Origin of the sequence: Verrucosispora sp. ts21 (genome assembly GCF_002879555.1) — a bacterium.
GTDB lineage: Bacteria > Actinomycetota > Actinomycetes > Mycobacteriales > Micromonosporaceae > Micromonospora > Micromonospora gifhornensis.
This window is the reverse complement of the sequence record NZ_PNOZ01000034.1, coordinates 16,304-35,481: the sequence shown is the minus strand read 5'-3', so window position 1 is coordinate 35,481 and position 19,178 is coordinate 16,304. Positions and strand designations below refer to the sequence as shown.

At 73.0% G+C, this 19,178-nt stretch carries 11 protein-coding genes; 5 read left to right on the top strand and 6 right to left on the bottom strand.

Features of this window, described 5'->3' with window-relative positions:
• Positions 1-9: 9 nt before the first annotated feature.
• Genes C1A38_RS32200 through C1A38_RS16420 form a run of 3 tightly spaced genes read right to left on the bottom strand, consistent with a single transcriptional unit; the run spans position 10 to position 10,833 of the window.
• Entirely contained in the window at positions 10-4,989 is a 4,980-nt protein-coding gene (locus C1A38_RS32200; RefSeq protein ID WP_102658701.1) for a hypothetical protein, read from the bottom strand.
• A gap of 19 nt (positions 4,990-5,008) precedes the next feature.
• Positions 5,009-7,222 carry a hypothetical protein gene (locus C1A38_RS16425; RefSeq protein ID WP_146017564.1) on the bottom strand — a complete coding sequence of 738 codons (2,214 nt, stop codon included), beginning with the start codon at positions 7,220-7,222 and terminating at the stop codon, positions 5,009-5,011.
• A gap of 2 nt (positions 7,223-7,224) precedes the next feature.
• Positions 7,225-10,833, bottom strand: a complete 3,609-nt coding sequence (locus C1A38_RS16420; RefSeq protein ID WP_102658699.1) for a DUF6603 domain-containing protein — start codon at positions 10,831-10,833, stop codon at positions 7,225-7,227.
• Between the two features lie 752 nt (positions 10,834-11,585).
• On the opposite strand from C1A38_RS16420, the gene C1A38_RS16410 reads away from it, so the two are divergent.
• The 3 genes from C1A38_RS16410 to C1A38_RS16400 all read left to right on the top strand — a co-directional run bounded on the left by C1A38_RS16410 (position 11,586) and on the right by C1A38_RS16400 (position 14,421).
• A complete protein-coding gene (locus tag C1A38_RS16410; RefSeq protein WP_233196861.1) occupies positions 11,586-12,143 on the top strand; it encodes an RNA polymerase sigma factor in 558 nt (185 codons plus the stop codon).
• On the top strand, positions 12,140-13,156 hold the full coding sequence (locus C1A38_RS16405) for a hypothetical protein (protein WP_102658697.1): 1,017 nt from the start codon (positions 12,140-12,142) through the stop codon (positions 13,154-13,156). The genes C1A38_RS16410 and C1A38_RS16405 overlap by 4 nt, the downstream gene beginning before the upstream one ends.
• Positions 13,157-13,293: 137 nt before the next feature.
• Positions 13,294-14,421 carry a hypothetical protein gene (locus tag C1A38_RS16400; protein ID WP_146017563.1) on the top strand — a complete coding sequence of 376 codons (1,128 nt, stop codon included), beginning with the start codon at positions 13,294-13,296 and terminating at the stop codon, positions 14,419-14,421.
• A gap of 338 nt (positions 14,422-14,759) precedes the next feature.
• Here C1A38_RS16400 and C1A38_RS16395 read toward each other — a convergent pair whose 3' ends face one another.
• From C1A38_RS16395 to C1A38_RS16385, 3 genes are all read right to left on the bottom strand, one after another.
• Positions 14,760-15,446, bottom strand: a complete 687-nt coding sequence (locus tag C1A38_RS16395; RefSeq protein ID WP_102658695.1) for an extracellular catalytic domain type 1 short-chain-length polyhydroxyalkanoate depolymerase — start codon at positions 15,444-15,446, stop codon at positions 14,760-14,762.
• A 226-nt stretch (positions 15,447-15,672) separates the two neighbouring features.
• Positions 15,673-16,392 carry an ABC transporter permease gene (locus C1A38_RS16390; protein ID WP_102658694.1) on the bottom strand — a complete coding sequence of 240 codons (720 nt, stop codon included), beginning with the start codon at positions 16,390-16,392 and terminating at the stop codon, positions 15,673-15,675.
• Between the two features lie 21 nt (positions 16,393-16,413).
• The gene (locus C1A38_RS16385) at positions 16,414-17,313 is read right to left on the bottom strand and encodes an ABC transporter ATP-binding protein (protein WP_102658693.1); all 900 of its coding nucleotides are present in this window, start codon (positions 17,311-17,313) and stop codon (positions 16,414-16,416) included.
• A gap of 107 nt (positions 17,314-17,420) precedes the next feature.
• Between C1A38_RS16385 and C1A38_RS16380 the strand changes: the two genes are divergently transcribed.
• Complete coding sequence (locus C1A38_RS16380; RefSeq protein ID WP_102658692.1) at positions 17,421-18,578, top strand: sensor histidine kinase; 1,158 nt, start codon at positions 17,421-17,423, stop codon at positions 18,576-18,578.
• The gene (locus C1A38_RS16375) at positions 18,575-19,177 is read left to right on the top strand and encodes a response regulator transcription factor (protein WP_102658691.1); all 603 of its coding nucleotides are present in this window, start codon (positions 18,575-18,577) and stop codon (positions 19,175-19,177) included. Before C1A38_RS16380 ends, C1A38_RS16375 begins: the two co-directional genes overlap by 4 nt.
• The last annotated feature ends 1 nt before the right edge of the window (position 19,178 follow it).

The following is a 19,178-nucleotide window of genomic DNA, read 5'->3' as shown; positions in this document are numbered from 1 at the left end:
TCTCCCCGCTCACAGGTCGGCGTTGGTCCAGGACATGACCTCGTACGTGAAGGCCCCGACGAGCTCGTGGTACGCCTCGGTCGACGGCTCGTCGTGCTCCCACGCCCCCTGCACGGCCAGGGTCGCGGGCACCGGCGTCCAGTGCTTGGTCTTGATGATCGGTTTGCCGCGGTCGTTGTATTCGACCGGCGGTTTCGGGCGACCGGGCACCCGCAGGGTCACCGCCGCCCTGCCCGGCACGGCGGCCGGTACCACCCCGGTCACGGGCAGGTCGAGTCCGAGCACCCGGAAGGTGATCGGTGGATCCCTGTGCGGGATCGGCACTGTCGGCAGCAGGTGGCCGTCGACCTCGAGCACCACGGTGGCGTCGTACTGGTCCTGGCGCACGACGGCGGGGGTGACGGCGGTGATGGTGACCCGGGGGGTGACGTGGACGGACCAGGCGGCGACGCCACCCCGGGTGACCAGTCGCAGGTCGTACCTGCCGACCGCGGGGTAGCCGGTGCCGGTGCGGGCCGCGCTCAGTTCCAGCTCGGTCCGGTCCGGCGACTGGGCGAGCACCTGGAGCCGCAGCCCCGGCTTGTCGACGCTCCACGTGCTGGTCTCCTGCGGGATGTGCAGGTTCTCGCCGGTGACGATGACCTGCACGGTGCGCCCCTGCCGGATTCCGGCGAGCGCTGTCTGCGTTCCCTTCAGGACGACGGAGCCGATCCGGGGCTGCCCGGCGACCTTCGGCACCCCGAAGGTCGCCGGCACCGACGCCAGCCGGCTCACCTCCACCGCGCCGGGGGCGGTCGTCGGCCACAGCGGCAGGTACGCCAGCGAGCTGAGCAGGTGCTCGGGGATGAGGTCGGTGCGGTCCACGGATCGGAGCTTGACCAGGTCGATGGTCTCGTTGACGGTCGCGGCCAGGTCGTCGAGGGTCCAGCTGCTGCCGGCCGGCCGGGGCGAGACGGCCAGCAGCACGGCCTGCGGTGCCTGCGCCCCGGGCGCGTCGTAGTGGTACGCGACCGCCGTCGTCTCCCGGCGGGCCGGCACCACCTCGCCCCACTCGTCGAGCAGCAGCCCGGCCAGCGAGCCGGTGGCGGCCGGGCCGGCACCGACCGCGACGAGCGAGGTCACCCCGGTCGGCACGGTGTCGGCCGGGTCCAGCGGCGGCAGACCGACCCAGCGCCGGGCCGGTTCCCCGGCGGCCGGCGCGGGCACCTGACCGATACTCAGGTCCAGACCCCACCCGGTCGCCAGCGCCTGACCGAACCGGCAGACGGTCTCGACCGCCGCGACCGCCGGCCGGATCCGGGCCGTCCGGGCGAACCAGGCCAGCGGCTCCTGACCGGCCGGCGCGCCGCTGACCGAGGTGCCGGCGAACGCGCGGGCGACCTGGCCCGCATCGGCCGGGGTGAACCGGGGTACCACCAGGAAATCCGGCCCGAAGACGGCCCGGAGCAGGTCGACCCAGTCCGGTGCCCGGCTGGCCCGCGCCGCGATCTCGTCCGCCGCCATGCTGCGGCGCCGCACCTCGGCGTAGCCGGCGAGGACCTGGGTGGTGAGGGTGGCCACGGCGGCGGCGGTCACCTCGGCCGCGGGCCCACCGTCCGCTGCGGTGGCGTCGAGGATGTGCCGGGCCACCGGCACCACGTTCGGCACCCCGAAGGCGGTGGCGGTGAGCAGGTGCGCCGCCGCCGTGCTCAGGTCGGCGACGGCCTCAGGGTGCCCGTGGTCCTCGATGTCCCCGACGGCGTCGCGCAGCGCCGCCCGCAGGGTGGTCAGGCCCAGGTGGGCCACCGTCGCCCGCTGCCGCAACTCGTCCAGGAGCACCCCGTCCGGCTCGTCCTCGTCGCCCGCCGTGCCACCGGCGGCCAGGTCGGTGCGGGTCAGCGGACGGGCGGTGGAGAGCACCGCCGCGATCGAGCGCACCACCTCCAGCAGGTCGGTGAGGTAGACCTGGCCGACGCTGAGCGGACCGGCCGGGTCCGGCAGGAGCCGCACGGCGGCATCCGGTCCGACGCCGGTCGGGCGGCGCGCGGGGTCCAGGTGGTGCCAGGCGAGCCGGCTCTCGATCCCGGCCGGGTCGTCGGCGTACCCGAGCAGGTCCAGCGGGTACGGCAGCGCGTCGTCGAGGGTGACCCGGCGGGTCGGGGCCAGGGCCGCGCCGGTCGCCGGGTCGACGAAGGTGAGGTCGGCGACCACCCGATCGGCGGGGCCCAGCACCGCCGCCACCCAGGCGGCGAGGGCGGGCTCGGCGGTCTCCCGGGGGCCGGCCTGCCACCCGCCCGCACCGGCGCCGGGCGGGGGCGCGTCCAGCATCAGCAGGAGCCGGTGGGTGATCCCGGCGCCGGTGCGGGGGGTACGGACCACCTCCAGCTCCGGCGGGGCGACCCCGTCGACCTTGCCGATCGCCAGCGCCGCGCTGGCCCGCGGGTAGTTGCCCTGCAACGTGTGGTGCAGCCCTTCGGCGACGGAGAGGTCACCGACCGCGTCGAGGGCTTCCCGGGCCACCTCGATCGCCGGTCCGACGGCGGCCAGCGAGGGCAGCCCGCCGACCCCCCAGCGCAGCTGCCCGGCGGTGTGTGCGGTGAGCAGCGCGACCCCGTCGACCACCTCCTGCTCACCGGTCTGACCGGCCAGCGCGGCGACCGCCCGACGCAGTGCGGGGATGCCCGCCGCCTGCCCGGTGTCGTGCAGGGCCCGCTCGATGCGGTACCCGATCAGCGCCGCCAGGGTCTGCCCCTGGCGCAGCCCCTCGATGACGGCGGTGCCGAGCCGGACCCGGCGGGAGGAGAGGTCGAGGGCGAAGGGGCTGGTCCCGGTGGCGCCGGCCTCCTCGGCGTGGTTGAGGTGACCGGCCCGCAGCACGGCGGCGGTCGCCGCCTGGGCCACGCTCGGCGCGTGCAGGTAGCCGGCGTCGCTGGCGCGGCGCAGCAGGCCGGGCGCCTCACCCGGCGGGATCTGGTCGGCCGGTACGGCGAGGTCCTGGCTGCCGGGGGTCAGGTTCTCGACGAAGCCGTACCCGCCGAGGGCGAGCCCGGCGTGCGGGTCGGCGCGCAGCCGGGCGAGCCGCCGGGTGGCCACCGAGGTGGCCCAGGCGTCGAACCGGAACCCGGCCAGGTCCAGCGACTCCCGGGTGGCCAGATCGACCACCCGGGCGGGCCGGGTGGCCAGGTCGTCGAGGGCGGCCAGCAGTTCCTCGTACCGGTTCAGCGGCGGCGGTTCGGCGGCGGGGTCGCCGAAGTGGCCCCGGGCCGGGTAGCCCCGCACGTCCGGTGCCGGACCGGTGGCGACCAGCCGGGCCGCGTGCCGCAGCAGCAGGTACAGCACCGAGTCGGCCGGCTTGCCCGGCCAGCCACCGGCCTCGACGTCGGCGGGCAGGGTGGCCAGCAGCCGGGCCCGCAGGGCGGCGAGCCACGGCACGGTCGGCGCCGTCAGGTCGGCCGCGACCGTCGGCAGGTGCCCGTCGTGGAGGGTCGCGCCGGTGAACGCCTTCACGGCGTCGAACGCCGTGAACGGCGGCACCCCCAACGCCGCGCTGATCCGCTGGTGCATGAGCTGGGCCCCGACGACCCGCCCGGCCAGCTGGGACCGGTCGAGCCCTTCCGGTCCCCCCTCGAAGCCGAGGGCCCGGTCGAACCACTCGTGCGCGCCGAAGACACCCCGCATGGCGTAGCCGTCGGAGACCGGGCGGCGCTTGAGGATCTCCAGCACCGGTTTCGTCTCCGGTCGGCTGGTGGTGAGGGCGGTCAGCCAGGTCGGGCGCAGGCGGCGGACGAGGTCGGCCACCCGGGCGCCGGTCGGGTCGGCCGGGTCGGCCTGGTAGCGGTCCAGGGAGACGACCGGGAGCACGCCGTACGGCTGGTTGCCGATCCGCAGTGTGGCCAGGGGGCCCCGGGCCCGGACCCAGTCCACGAAGTGCCGCCGGTACGGCTCCAGCCGGGTGGGACCGACGGTGGTCAGGAACCGTTCCAGCAGGTACCCCCAGGTGGCGGGCCAGAGGGCGGCGTTCATCGCCTGGGCGTCGCGCGACTCCCGTCCCTCGGCCCCCTCGACCCGGCCGAACACCTTGCGGGGTACGCCGAGCGCGGCGGCCAGCCGGGCCCCGTCGGAGCCGTCGTCGGCGGCATCGGGGAGGAGTTCCCGGCGGCTGGTGTGGGCGGCGAGGCCCGCCTCGTTGAGGCCGGAGGGGCCGCGTTCGGTGTTGTTCGTCGGGGTGCCCTGGGCGACCAGGGCGAGTCCGTCGGTGTAGCGGTGCGAGGTGAGCAGCGCGGCGAGGTCGGCGGCGCCACGCACCCCGGCGGTGCCGTCGGGGTCACCCGGGCGGGCCTCGACCCGGACCCCGAGGACGACGAGCCGGTCCAGGACCAGTTGGGTGGGGCTGAGCGGGACCCGCAGCAGCATGCCCGCCGCCTCGCCCTCGGCGGGGTCGATCATCCAGGCCATGCCCGGCGGCACGTCGAGGGGGTCCGGCCGGTGCCCGGAGGCATCCGGTGCCGACGGCGGCGCGGGCGTGACGGCCTCGCCCGGCGGCGGGCTGACCGCGAGGTCGCGGGGGATCGGTGCGGTCTCCCGCTGGAACACCACCTGGCCGGCGCGGTACCCGAGCACCACGAAGCGGTCCGGCAGGGCGCGGGCGCGTACCGGCTGCGACCACATGGCCGGACGGTCGCCCAAAGGCTCCCCGTCCGCGACTAGCCGGGCGAGCCAGGCGGCGCGGGTCTCGCCGAACTGTTCGACGAGCCGGGCCCACGCGGAGATCACCTCGGGTGCGTCCGGGTCGGGATCGCGCCCACCGGCGGCGAGGAATTCCTTGCGGGCCTGCGTCTCGACCGGGGTCAGGCCCGGCTCGTGGGAGTCGAAGTGGATCTGGTCGGGGTAGACCCGGACCAGCAGGTCGGCGCCGGGCTGGCCGCCGGAGCGGGGTAGGTACCGGGTCTCGATCCGGTACGGCAGCAGGGCGATCGGCGTACCGGTGGGCACGGTGGTGATGTCGGGCATGGTGTCTCGTTCTCCGGCCTCAGTCGGCGGTGAGCAGGTCGGCGGCGTGGATCAGCACCCGCAGTGGCAGCCGCAGGGTGCGGCGGGCGACCTCGGCGGCGGTCACCCCGGTGCCGGCGAGGGGGTCGCCGGTGGGGGGCGGGCCGAACCGGGTCTCGGTGGGTTGTTCGGCGAAGACGAAGAACCAGCCCGGGGGGTCGGTCCGCCCGGTCGCCTGCTCCTCGGTCAGGTCGAAGCCGAAGTAGCGCAGGTCCGCGCCGAGGGTGCCGCCGAAGATCGGGTACGCCACGTTGCCGGTGCCGCCCTCGTCCGCCGGGGCGGTCCGTGACGCGGCGCGGACCGCGTAGACGGCCGTGCGCGGGTGGCGGCGCAGCAGTTCACCACGGACCGCCAGGACCAGGCGCGCGGTGTCGCCGGTGACCACCTGGTCGAGCCGCCGGTCGGCCGGCCACTTGTCGATCGGCGGCACGTCGGCGGCGCCGTCGCCGCCCTGGCCGCGCTGGTCCCAGAAATGCCGGAACAGGGTGGCCCGTTCGGCCAGGGGAAAGTCCCGCCAGCGCAGCTCGCTGGCGAGTTCGGTGGTCAGCCCGGCGAGGAAGGCGGCGACGAAGCGGGGGTTGGTCTCCAACGCGACCACGCTGTCCGGCGGGATGCGGTCCGCGCCGGGCAGCAGGAACTGCGGTGCGAGCCGGGCCAGTTCGCCGACCATCGGGGTCGGGAAGGTCGGTGCCACCCGGATCCGGTCCGGCTGGTCGGCGCCGGTGGCCCCGTTGAGGCGGCTGTCCACCCGCTGCTTGACGGTCCGGGCCGGTTCGAGGGCGCGGGTCAGGGCTGCCACGTCGGCCGGCGCGACGGTGACCGGGGCCGGTGCGGCGACCCGTCGGGCGATGGGGCCGCGCCGCCGGCTGACCCGCCGGTACGCGGTCGTGGTCACCAGCGGTGCCCCGGCGGTGCGTCCCAGCGGCGCCGCCAGTTGGGTCAGGGTCAGCCCGTCGGCCGGCAGGCCGGTGAGCCGGCGGGCGTGCAGGCTGCCGTTGACGGTTTTCGCGACGTCGCTGGTGGCCAGCAGTTGGTTGACCGGTCGGACGTCGCCGGCCTGCTGCCAGGCCGCCGCGACCAGGTCCTCCTGACGGTCCCGGACGACCGCGGCGGCCAGCCCCGCGACGCCCCGGTACCGGGGGTCGAGGTTCAGCTCGGCCAGCCAGCCGGTGTCGCCGGCCGATACCGTCCGCCGGTCGACGTGCTCGCCGCCGTACAGGGGAGCGGCGCTGCCCGAGCCGGTGCCGACGAGCGGGGCGAGGGCCTGCCGTACCCAGTCCGGTGGGGCGGTGTGGCCGCTGCCGGGGCGTACCAGCGCGCCGTCGAACGGGGGCAGCGGCGCCGCCCCGGTCGGGGCGGTGAGCCCGCTGCCGGCCAGGTCGAAGGGGCGCCGGCCGGCACCGTCGGGAGCCGACCGGAACCGCAGCGCCCGGACCAGGTCGGCGAAGCTGTGGCCGACGCCGGTGCTGAACTCCCAGTGGTGGTAGACCGGCAGGGTCACCTCCTGGTCGGTGTCGTGCCAGGCCGGTCCGGTCCCCTCGGGCAGCGGCAGGTTCAGCCCGGCCGCCCGGCCGATGGCGAAGGTCGGTACGAGGCAGGCGTGGTAGCGGGCGTCGGGTCGTAGCGGGGTGGGGCAGATCAGCCGGGAGACGGTCCGCTCCGGCGCCTGGCGCAGCACCTGGGCAGCGGACTCGCCGGTGGCGAGGGCACCGACCAGTTGCACGTGCGCCCAGGCCCAGGAGTGGGTGAGGTCGGGTAGTTCCCGCCGGGCGTCGGCGGGCGTACGGATCTCCAGCACGGTGGTGTTGCGCACCCCGTCCGTACGCAGCCGGACCCCGGGCTGTTGGCGGACCGCCACCAGGCAGAGCCACGGCGGGAGCCGGTCGCCGGTCGGGGGCAGCGGGGTGAACAGCCAGGGCAGGGTCGGCGAGTCGAGGTCCAGGGTGGGGTAGTGGTCCGGCTCGAAGCCGAGGGTGTCGGGCGGCGGGTCGGTGCGGAGCACCTGGTGCGGGGCGAGCCCTGTCACGTCGCCGGGGCCGAGGGTGGCGACGGCGATGTCGCCGAGGGACTCCTCGTTCAGGGTCGCGGTGACGGTGACGTGGCCGCGGCGCGGGTCCTCACCGGGGCCCGGCGCGCGGAGCCGGTTGGCCAGGCCCTCCCTGGCCCAGGGCAGGAAATGGTAGGTCGAGGACACGGTCACTCCCGGGGGACGTCGTCGTTTTCGATGAGCTTGCGGACCCCGCCGGCCCCGTGGGCGGCGAGCGCCTCCCGGGCCTGGGCGAACCGGGCCGGTGGTCGGGCCGGGGTGAGCACCGCCAGCGCGCCGTCGGTGGGCGGGGTGGCGGTGACCACCGCGTACAGCGGCTCGGCCAGGCTGATGTCGAAGGCGGGTCCGGCGAACGCTCGGGCGCCCTGCGCGCCGGCCCCGTTGACCGCCGCCGCGCCGGCCTCGGCCTGCACCTTCATCCGGTCGTCCGGGATCGGCCGGGTCACGGGCTGCTCGGTGCTGCCGCCGTCGGGGGTACGGGTCACCACCTCGTCCTCGGTCCGGGCGGCGACCAGGCGCCAGGCCCGCTCCGGGGGCAGGGTCAGCGCCGAGTCGTCGACGCGGAAGCCGGACGGCCACCGCTCGAACGAGGGCGCGGAGAGCTTCTCCATGTCATCCAGGTCGAGGTACTCCGCCGGGGGGAACAGGTCGTCGACCGGCGTCGACCGGGCCGAAACACCGTCGAGGGTGACGGCGCCGACAGTGAACCGCCGTACGTCTCCGGTGAGGGCCGCTGTGCCGTACCGGTCGACGGTCACCTCCAGCGGGGCCACCTTCTGCCGGACCGTCAGCGACCCGAGCGGGTGTACCAGGACCTCGGTGGCGGCGGTGGCCGACTCGGCGAGGGTGACAAGCGGCCCGGTCCCGGTGGGGGGCTCGGCCGTCCAGTTCGCCGGATCGGCCAGGGCCGCGCGGACCCGGTCCGCGAGGTTCACCCGCAGCGGCGGGGGGTTGACGGCGCGTCTGCCGACCGTGACGTCGAAGCGGATGGAATGCCGGCCGAGGAAGGTGAAACTGGCCCGTCCCACCGCCCGCCAGGGGCGGGGCCCGGTGAGGCTGCCGGCGAGTTCCACCGCGAGGACCGGGTCACCGTTCCAGGTGAGGGCGACCATCGCGTAGATGTCGATGGCGAAGGAGAGCGGTTCGAGCACGATCAGCGCGTCGATGCTGAGCACCGCGGCGATGGCGAAGGTCCCGATGAGCGGGACCGAGATCCCGGCGTACAGGTCGAGGCGGGCCCCGAACTGGACGGTGTTCGAGGTGATCGCCAGGTACGCCGCCAGCCGTAGCCGGGGGTTGCCGTCGCCCAGCGACAGGGTCAGCCGGGGCAGCACCGGCACGGTGTCCGGCTGCGGGTAACGCGGGTGGAACCCGCCGATCGAGACCAGGAAGGACGGTCGGTCTCCCCAGTTGGCGCGGACGGCCATCCGCCCGGTGAGGGTGAACCCGGCCAGCCGGGAGTCGCGCAGCACCCCGTCGATCGCCACCGTCCGCTGGCCGAAGTCGAGCGTACCCACCAGATCCACCTGGATCAGCGCCACCGGTTCGGTGCGCCCGGGCGGCAGCGCGATCCGTAGTTGACCGGCGAGCACCACCCGCACCGGCGTCGGGAACTGCACGAAGAGGCCCAGCCGGGCGGTGAGCAGGCCCTGCGCGCCCCAGGTGAGTTCGACCGTCGGCCCGACCACGTGCTGGCCGACGGTGGTGGGGAAGAACCGGTCGAGGTCCCGGATCAGGCGGGGGGCGTTGCCGATCGGGTCGGCGGGGAAGAGCAGGCCGTCCAGCCCGCCGTCGGCGAGCCCGTCACGCATCGCCTGTGCCCGGACCGCCCGGTTGACCCCGATCAGACCGCCGACCCCGGTGAGCGTGAAACCGAACCCGAGCTGGACCGGGGGAAACCGCACCGAGATGAGGACGAGCAGGGAGAAGCCGGGGGAGCCGTCCGGCATCCGGGTGTCGAGCAGACCGACCGCGGACAGCGCCTGGTCGAGGAAGTTGAGCTGGACGACGCCGCCGTACCGGCCGTCGTCCTGGGCGAGCAGGAACCCGCCGCCGGTGACGATTCCGGCGTCGACCGCGACCCCGATCCCGGAGGGCCGCAGGAACGCCAGGTCCACGTCGATCGGGCCGAGGCTGCCGGCACCGTCGGCGGGGGTCAGCGCGGCCCGCATCCCGAGACCGGTGGCCGAGGCGGTGACCGGCCCGAGGCGTACGGTGAGGTCGGTGGTCACCCGCACCTCGGCCCCGGCGGTGGAGACGGGGCCGGTGGCGCCGCCGCCGGGCAGCCCGGTGCTGCCGGCCCGCACCGCGGCGGTGAGGTGCTCCACGTGCAGCGGGCCGAAGCTGGTACCGACCGGCAGGGTCAGCTCCAGCCCACCGCCGGCGGTGAGGGTCAGGCCGTGCTCCGGTGACCAGCGCAGCCCGGCGTCCAGGTCGATCCGGATCGGGTAGGGCGGCAGGACCGCGGCGAGGAACCCGTCGTCGCCGGGTGCGATCAGCAGGCGGGCGCCGTCCAGGCTGAGGACGAGGTCACCGGTGGGTCCGTCGGCGGTGAGCCGGCCCTGCGCGGTGAACCGAAGCTGGTCGATCTCCAGTCGGGTCGCGTCCGGGGCACCGAGGCGCAGGGCCGGCTCGCCGGGGGTGGGGCTGGCGTACCGCAGCTCGACCGAGCCGGTCAGCTCGGCCCCGGCGGGCGGGGTGGACCCGTCGGCGGGCCGGAACCGCGCGCCGTCCCGGGTGACCACGACCGGGGTGACCAGGCCGGTGAGTCGACTCTGCAGGGTCCACTGGCCGTACTCGACCGTGGCGTCGAGGGTTCCCTGGGGTGCGAGCACGAGGGCCAGCGGCGGGTCGAGCGCATCCTGCGCGGTGTCCCGGGCCAGTCCGGCGGCCAGGTGCAGGGTGGCCTGTCCCAGCGGATCACCGACCGGGTCGGTGCCCGTCTCGTCGGGTGCGCCGACCGGCGCCGACCAGGACAGGTGCAGCAGGCGCCGGGCGGCGTCGCGCTGCGCCGGGCTGAGCCCGGACTCGGCCGCGTCGACGCCCGGCGTGCCGTACGAGGCAGGCACGCCGACGCCGGTCAGCCACCGAACCAGCGGTTCGCCGAGGGCGTCGGCGATCTCGGCGGGCAGCGTGGGCGGACCCTCGGGTCCGAACAGCCGGTCCCGGAGCACACCCACCGGGTCGACCAGCAGCCGGCCCACCGGATCGACGGTGAAGAAGGGCCGTTCCCGTCGGTCCCGGACCTGCCTGCCGCCGATAGTGACGGGCGCCGTGGCGGTGACCAGCCGGCGCACACCGAGCACGTCGAGCGCGACCCGCAGGTTCGGCGCGTAGAGCGCCAGGTGCGCGTCGAGCAGATAACCGAACAGGTCGGTGAGGAAGAGCCGGTACGGGTCGGCGTCCTGATGTGGGGGAGCGGGTCGGCCCGGCGCACCCGGGACGGGTGGGGGCCGCCAGCCGTCGAGCAGGTCCACGACGGCCGTGACGGCGGTGCGGATCTCGGTGAGACACCACGCCGCGTCGCCGAGGTCGTCGAGGCCCGTGTCGATCCGGGCGGCGACCCGGGCCACGGTGTCGCGGCAGCGGACCAGGGCGTCAACGAACGCGGGAAGGTCGAAGCCGGCGAGGGCGGAGAGGTCCCAGCCCATGCCGCGCAACAGCCGGTCGCGAGCCTGGGTGTCGCCGGCCGCGTCGGTGAGGGGACGCAGCAGTGTGACCGCGTGTTGGATGAGGATCGCCTGTACCGGTCGGGTCATGGGTGGCACCGACCGGCGCGGCGCGGCCGGACGTCCGAGATGGACCTTGTGGCTGCGGTGGGACACCGGCCCGGTGGGCGGGTGCTGTCGGGCATGACGACGGCACACCTCTGCGGCATGGTGGAACTCCTGTCGGTGGCTGGCCGGACGGCGCTGGGCGAGTCTGTTCGTGCAGCGGACCCAGACACCAGGGACCGTTGTCCCGTCTACTCGGGACACGACCGGGCCATCCGAAGGGATGGAGGGATCCGACCTGTCGGACGACAACCACCCGGGAGCTTCGGCGCATCGTTAGATCCGGCGGCCGTCGACACGGGTGACGTATGTGATCGGCTTGATCTGGTACTCGGACGTGCTTATCTGCACCAGCGCGGGATGGGAAGTGCGGGGGAAGTTCCTTCTTTCGCGATCGATTTCTGCCCTCATGATCAAGTTGAAGAAGTGGGAGTGCGCGGCGTCGTGAGCGGACGGGTGTTCGACGCTTCGCCGAATGTCGGCGGGGAGGGGGTAACCGTGTGCCTGGTGCTGCTGGCGAGGCACGGACGGTCGGCGCGGTAGCCGTCGTGACCTGGGCCGACACCGTTGGGGGCCAGGCGGTTTCTGGTAGGCGGCGTCGTGAACCCGCTCGCGCTCTGCGGGCATAAGCAGGTGTGAGCGCAACATACGAAGCAAGGAACGTTTCTTTGAGTGAGCCGGCCGGCCCCCGATCGGAGCGGCCTCCCCCTGCGCAGTTCGTGGCACCGTCGCAGTTGGTGGGCGATGACGTGTTGTTGCGCGAGTCGGTCGAGTGTCCGGAGCGGTTCGCGACGCTGTTCGATCGGCATGCTGTGGCCGTTCACCGGTACCTGGCGCGCCGGGTCGGTAACGCGGCTGACGACCTGCTGGCTGAGACGTTTCTGATTGCGTTTAGGCGGAGGTCGACTTATCGATCGCAGGGCGTTGATCCGCGGGCCTGGCTGTACGGCATCGCCACGAACGTGTTGCGCCGACAGGCGCGGCAGGAGGAGCGCCGCTACCGCATGTTGGCCCGGTTGGCCACCAGCACGAGCGATGTGATGTCGAGCGACGATGATGCCGTCGAGCGGGCGGACGCGCAGGCCCTGCGTCAGCAGTTGGCTGTGGCTCTGGCGCGGTTGAAGCGCGGGGACCGGGACGTGTTGTTGCTGACGGCGTGGGCCGGGTTGTCCTACGCCGAGATCGCTGCGGTGCTCGCCATACCTGTTGGCACGGTCCGGTCCCGGCTGAACCGAGCCCGACGCCTGACTCGTGAATCCCTCAGCTCGGCGATGATCAACGAGGAATTGATATGAACGATCTTGAATTGCTGCGCGAGCACGGCCCGGACGCGCCGCCGGTGTCTCTTGCGGCCCTATCCAGTGCTCGTCAACGACTGATGGCCGAGATGGCCCCGGCTGCGCCGGCTCGCCGCAGGTGGGGCTGGAGTCGCGTGAGCTGGGCGCCTCAACATCGGCGGGTGGGCCTCGGCTTCGCCGTTGCTGTCGTGGTCGCCGCGGCGGCTGGCGGTACATTCATGTTGTCGGAGCATCGTGCGTCGACGGGCCGATCGACGGGCGTGCAGCTCGTGGCGTTCGACTCGCCGGTGTATCCCATCGGGTTGCGTCCTCGTCCCGCTGGCCTGGCGGCACCGACTTTCAGTGGCGGTGTTGCCCGCGACGAGCAGGGCAACGACCGGCCGGTGATGACGGCGGTCTTCCGGGCTGCTGATGGCGTCAGCGATGTCTACCTCGGTGTCAGCGATCGGTATGTGCCCCAGGACGCGCCTGAGCGGGTCCGGTCCGTCTCGTTGCAGGGCGTGCCCGGCTTCGTGGTCGAACATGATGCGCAGTCCGGCACGTCGGTGGTGCTGAGTTGGCAGCGCCGGCCTGGCCAGTGGGTCACGCTCACCGGCCATGGGCGCTTCGGCAATGAAGCGGCGGTGCGGGCGCTGGCCGCGACCGTGGCAGATGATGCCCAGCCGGTGCCGTTGCAGGTACGTCTCGCTCCAGCGGGCTGGCGGTTGGTGGCCTTCAAGGACAACAAGATCGTGACCCTGCGCGCCCCCGACTCCGTCGAGGAGCTCATTGTCAATCTCGTCAAGGCACCCGAGAGAGATTTGATGGGCTGGGTAAGTGGCGCGAAGCGGGTTAGCACGGTGCAGGTCAACGGCAGGGAAAGCCACCTAGTGCAGACGATCGACGGGTGGTTCCTGCAGGTTCCGCTGCCCGACGGGACCGCCTTCCACCTTCAGGCACCGGCGATGTTGACTGGCGAACAGGTCGTGGCCGTTGGCGCCCAAGTTGTCGTCACATCGCACGCTCGTTGAAGCGGCGGGGCCGTGGCCGAGGCCACGCCCCCGCCTTTCTGCACCTGACCTGATCGCCGCTGAGCCGCGGGTTGGTGCCGCTCGGACTGGGCAAGGGCAGGCCGGGCAGCCCGACCCATCGTCGATAGCATGCCGCCGTGATTCGTGAGATGCGCTTCGTCGTGTCGGTGCCGGATGAGGTTTCGGCCTATGCCGTTGCCGAGAAGCTGGCCGAGCGCGGCCACCTGCTGGTTGCGGTACGGGAGGTGCCGACCGACCCGCTGGAGGGTCGCTTCGCCGGCTGGTGGCGAGCCCATTCGCTGGCGGTGGACCCGCCCTACGAGGGGCCGTTGGAGGTCTCACCGGCCGAGAAGAAGGCCGTCGCGGCCATTGCCCGGAAGTACGGCGGGCAGGTCAACTCGGCGTGCGGCCAGTTTCCGGACAAGGCGATCGAGCGCTTCTCCCGGGAGGGCCTCGCGCACGAGCTCGACCGGGCCGAGGCCGACCGGATCCGCGCGAAGCTCGTCGGCGGACAGACGGCCGCCGCGCCGTCTCTGCCCGCGCCTGCTGGACTCAAGTGTGGTGGTTTCCGTCGTCCTGCCGCCGATCTTCGTGCGGCCGCCGAGGTGGTGCCTTTCGAGGGGCGGACCTTCGACGGTGTGGGTGATCTGATCGAGGCGATCGCGGACGATGCGTTCCCGCAGGGCTCGGTGGTGCCCGCCACCCCGGGCGCGGTGCCGCTGCTGGCTGCGCTGGCGGGTGCCGGCGGGGTGAGCGACTTCTATCGGGCGATGACGCTCATGGTGCTGTTCCAGATGAGTACCGCGGGTCGGCGGCGGTTGGCCTACCAGGCGGACGCCCCGGAAGACGGCGGTGCCGAGACGTCTGTGGAGACAGCGACCCGGGCTGCGGTCGCGGCGGTGCTGCCCGGTCTCGCCGTGGGCCGCAGCGAGCTGGTCGAGTTCCTCCTCGCCGGGCTGTCCGCGGCCACGCGGGAGGCGGGGGCCGCAATGCCGGCCGGCCTGGAGCGGATCGCTGGGCGGTACGCGGGCACCGCCCGCAGCGCGGTGGTGGACCTGATCCGGGCCGTGGCAGACGGGGCCGACGAGCCCATCCGGGCCGCCACCGCAGCGGTGGTGGCGGCCCTGCCCGAGGTGGTCGACGGCGTGCAGAGCATGAAGGCCACGGTCGAGGGGCGGGCACTCGACACGCTCGATACCGTGCTGCAGTGGGAGCTGGACAACGCTCGGCTGTCCAAGCTGGGCTCGGTCTTCGGTCCCCGCTGATGACCGCCGGCCCACCGCCGTCGGGGCGACTGAACAATGCTGGCGACCGCGAGGCCGCCCGCTCAGCCGCCTAGGACGCGTCCGCCGTGGACGATGCGGTCGCGGTCACCCCCGTTACCTTGGCTGTAACCTGCGGATCGCCGCTCGTGGGGGAGCCATCAGGACCGTTGCTGTGCCAACCCGGACGGGTCCTGGCGGCTTCGGCGTGCTGGGCATCGCGGCGCAGCCGACGACAGGCCGCAGCACCTGTCGGATCCTCATGAGCCGCTGTTCATCGGGTGACGCGCGGCGAACTCCCAGACGATCTCGCTGGCGTCGGGGCCCGCCTGATCGGTGTATCAGCCGTCGCCGTCGGGGCCCGGCCAGGCGTGCCCCATGTCCTGGACGCGGTACGCCTCGACGATCGACCTGCCGTCCGATGCCTTGATCGTCGTGTGCGTGTAGGGGTGCCGGCCGGTGGCGGCTGGCACGAACACGGTCTCCTCGGTCAGGTCGAGGCTGTCGTTGGGCAGCCCGTCGTCGACGAGGTCGCCGACCGTGGTCCACTGTTCGACGAGTCGGGTGGCGACCAGGGGCGGCACCACCTCGTCGCGCTCACCCTGGATGACCAGCAGGGGCACCTGCCGGGCGCGGTCGCCCATCGTGGCCCAGGCCTGACGTGCCGTGTACAGCGGTGGCGTCGCGGCCGGGTCGTCCGGGTCGACCTGGTTGAGTCCGTACTCGCCGCCGGCGACCGAGGTGGCCGTGGCGAAGATGTCGGGGTAGGTCGCGGCGAGGATGACGGCGGTTCCCGCGCCCGACGAGGCGCCGGCCACGTGCACCTGGTCGGGATCCGCGTGGTACGTCTCGACCACCTGGCGGGCGACGCCCGCGAGCCGCGCGGGTTCTCCGGCGTCTCGTTGCTGATGCCGCGGGTCGACGGAGTTCCAGCAGGCGATCATGTTGCGGGAGATCAGCTGCGTGGGGTAGACGACGATGAAGCCTTCCCGGTCGGCCAGGTTGTTGAACCGGGTGGTGGACTTCATGGGCTCGTCGCCCGGTCGTTCCGTCCCGCAGGGCCGTGGTGGGGAACAGGCCGAGCACTTGCGCCGCTCCTGGTCGACGTCGCCGCGTCCGATGAGTGCAGGAGGCTGTCCGTCGGTGGATGATCCGCCACGCTTCTCACCCGGCCCTGGCCTGCCGTGCTCAGGTGTTCGCCGAGGGTGAGGTCGGCGAGGGTCGGGGTGTTCGGTCGGCTGTGCGATGCGGTGGTCATCGGCGGGGCTCCCAGCGGAAGAGTCGGGTGGCCAGGGCGACGGCGATGGCGACCCAGCCCAGGGTGGGTGCGAGCAGGAGCAGGGAGTCGGCCACGGCGGTACCGCCGTTCCAGGCGTTCATTGTCAGTTCGGTGGCCGCGCCGCCGGGGAGCAGCCGCTTGAGCAGGGTGAGTTCCTCGGTGCCGGTGATGCCGACCCAGCTGGCCACGGCGATGACGCCGAGGGTGACGGGCAGGGTGGTGACCTGGGCGTGCTCGGGTGAGTTGGTCAGTCCGGCCGTGGCCAGGGCCAGACCGATCATCATCGCCAGGGTGGCGACGGTCGCCAGCACGAGCAGGGCGATGTTCGTCGGTTCACCGGCGACCATGGCCAGTGCGGTCATGATCGCGGACACCTGCACCACCGCGATCGCGGTGGGGGGCAGCAGCAGACCGGCGAGGATGGTGGAGTCGGCGGCGGCGGTGGACCGCAGTCGTTTCAGGAAGAGGTTCTGCCGCCGCGACGCGAGGGTGGTGACGGCGGTGGCGTAGAGCCCGAACGCGGCCACGGTGAACATCACGATCGCCGCGATGTAGCCGAGACTGCCGAGGTCGGCGAAGGTCTCGTGCTGGCGGACGAACAGGGCGGAGACGGCCACCGGGACGATGAGGCTGGTGACCAGCACCAACCGGTTACGGAAGATCTGGATCAGTTCGCTGGAGGCGATGGAGAACACGGGGTTCCTTTCGAGGACGGGTCAGTTGCCGCGGTGGGATGCGGTGCCGAGGGTGCGGAACACGTCGTCGAGCCGGGTCGGTCCGGCTTCCAGGTCCGGCAGTTCCACCGCGTGCTCCTGTGCCCAGCCGAGCAGGAGATGCAGGTCCTTCTGCAGGTGGAACGTCTCGACCAGGGCCTTGCCGTCGCCGTCGACGACAGCCTGCAACGGCGGTCGCGGCGCTGATGGCGCAAGGGAGAAGCGGATGACGGCCGGCAGGGCGCGGGTCAGTTCAGACACCGTACCTTCCCGGTGCAGCGTGCCCTGGTGCATCAGCCCGATCCGGTCCGCGCGCTGCTGGGCCTCCTCCAGGTAATGCGTGGTGAGCACGATGGTGGTGCCGTCCTCGCGGATGCGGTCCACGGTGGCCCAGAGGGCGTCGCGGGACTGGATGTCCAGGCCGGTGGTCGGCTCGTCGAGGAAGAGCACCTGCGGTGTGCCGTAGACGGCGGTCGCGAAGTCCAGTCGACGCTTCTCCCCGCCGGACAGTTGGGACACGCGTCGTCCGGCCCGGCTGGTGAGGTCGACGAGGTCGAGGACCCGGTCGACGTCGTCGGTGCGTCGGGTCAGCCGGCCGATCAGGCGGACGGACTCACGGACCGTGAGGTCCGGGGAGAATCCGCTCTCCTGGAGCATGACGCCCATCCGGGGGCGAACCGCCCGCCGGTCGCGAGGGCTGTGCCCGAGGACGCGTACGGTGCCGGAGGTCGGCGCCCGATGCCCCTCGATGATCTCCAACGTCGAGGTCTTCCCCGCTCCGTTGGTGCCCAGCAGTGCGTAGAGCTCCCCGTGCCGTACCTGGAAGGAGAGGTCCTTCACGGCGTGGAAGTCGCCGTAGGTGAGGTTCAGTCGGTCGACGTCGATGACAGGTGTGGTGGACATGCATCCATGACAGCGCGGACCCGGCCGACCCGTCAGTGGCGTCATGTCATGAAGGGATATGACGCAGTGTCACTGGTCGTGGCCGATGATCGCGGAATACTGGGGCGGTGACCCCACGACCGCTGCGCTTGACGCAGTCGACGCAGGGGCGGCTGCGTCGACTCAACCTGGCGACGTCCCTACCGCTGATCGTCATCGCCGCGGTGGTCCTGCTGTACGTCGACGCGCACACCTGGTGGCACGCCGTCGTCCTGGCACCCGGCGTCGTGGCGGCCGTGGTGGCATTCGAACGGTGGACGGCCAACGACCTGGCCCGGGTCGTGCTTCCCTGCGTGATCGTCGCGGGCGCGGTGTGGCCACTGGGCGTCCTGGTGACCGGCGGCAGGAACGCGTACTGGGGGATCTGCGCCGTGGGCTCTCTTGCGCTGCGTGAGGTCCGGCCGGGGCGGCGGGCGCTGGCGATGGCCGGGCTGTTCGGCTACGTCGCCGTGGTCGGCGCGGCGCGGCTGCTGGTGCAGCGCGACGACGTCCGCGATGTCCTGATCACCTACGTGCTCACCCCCACCGTCATCACCGTCCTGGTGACCGTCACGACGGTGCTGGGTGAGCGGTTCTACGACCTCATCCGGGAACTCGAACAGACCCGGGAACGCGAGGCGGAGCTGGCGGTCGTCCGGGAACGCGTCCGGTTCGCCAGCGACCTGCACGACATCCAGGGCCACACCCTGCACGTGGTCAAGTTGAAGATCGCACTGGCCCAGCGGCTGCTGCTGCGCGACAGCGACCGGGCGGCCAAGGAGTTGCGGGAGACGTACGCGCTGGTCAGCGACACCATCGCGCAGACCAAGGAACTCGCGTACGCGCAACGGCGGCTCAACCTGACCGCGGAGATCGAGAACGCGAAGAACCTGTTCGAAGCCGCCGGTATCCGGGTCCGGGTGACCCGGGAGGCCGAAGAAGACGCCCGGGTCAGCGAACTGCTCGGCCAGGTGCTGCGGGAGACGACCACGAACATCCTGCGGCACGCCCAGGCCACCCAGGTGCAGATCACCCTTTCCGGGGCAGGCATCACCATCGTCAACGACGGGGTGACCGCCACCACGAGCCCGGAGCTCAGGGGGCTGTCGGCGCTGAGGCAACGGTTGGCAGCCGACGGCGGAGAACTGACCGTGGAACAGCAGGACGAGCAGTTCCTGACGGCCGCGATCTTCCCGCCCGCCCGCGCCGACCCGGCCCCGACGACCGCGCAGACGGAGCGCCGATGACGACGATCGTGCTCGCCGACGACGAGGTGCTGCTCCGTAGGGCACTGGCCGCGCTGCTGCCCATCGAAGGCGACATCACCGTCCTCGCCGAGGCGTCCGACGGCCAGAGCGCCGTCGCCGCCACCCTGCGGCACCGCCCCGACGTGCTGGTCATCGACCTGGAGATGCCCGGCGTGGACGGGCTCGGCGCGGTCGCCGAGATCCGCCGTACGCTGCCGGAGCAGGTGATCCTCATGCTGACCCGGCACGCCCGACCGGGCGTGCTGCGCAAGGCGTTGAAGCTCGGCGTCCAGGGCTTCGTCAGCAAGTCCGCCGAACCGGCCCACATCACCTCGGTCATCGCCGCCCTGCACACGGGCAGACGCTGGATCGACCCGGACGTGTCCGCGCGCGCCGTCACCGAGGACAACCCGCTCACCGACCGCGAAGCCGACGTGCTGCGGGTCACCGGCGAGGGCTACTCGGTCACCGACATCGCCGCGCGGCTGCACCTCGCCCCCGGCACCGTACGCAACTATCTCTCCAACGCCATGCGCAAGACCCAGACCCGGACCCGCCACGAAGCGGCGCGCTACGCCCGCGAACACGACTGGCTGTGAA

What these genes read in the sequence shown, in the direction of transcription:
- C1A38_RS16375 (WP_102658691.1), top strand. Translation starts at nt 18,575, where the DNA reads ATGACGACGATCGTGCTCGCCGACGACGAGGTGCTGCTCCGTAGGGCA.
- C1A38_RS16385 (WP_102658693.1), bottom strand. Translation starts at nt 17,313, where the DNA reads ATGTCCACCACACCTGTCATCGACGTCGACCGACTGAACCTCACCTAC.
- C1A38_RS16420 (WP_102658699.1), bottom strand. Translation starts at nt 10,833, where the DNA reads ATGACCCGACCGGTACAGGCGATCCTCATCCAACACGCGGTCACACTG.
- C1A38_RS16395 (WP_102658695.1), bottom strand. Translation starts at nt 15,446, where the DNA reads ATGAAGTCCACCACCCGGTTCAACAACCTGGCCGACCGGGAAGGCTTC.
- C1A38_RS32200 (WP_102658701.1), bottom strand. Translation starts at nt 4,989, where the DNA reads ATGCCCGACATCACCACCGTGCCCACCGGTACGCCGATCGCCCTGCTG.
- C1A38_RS16405 (WP_102658697.1), top strand. Translation starts at nt 12,140, where the DNA reads ATGAACGATCTTGAATTGCTGCGCGAGCACGGCCCGGACGCGCCGCCG.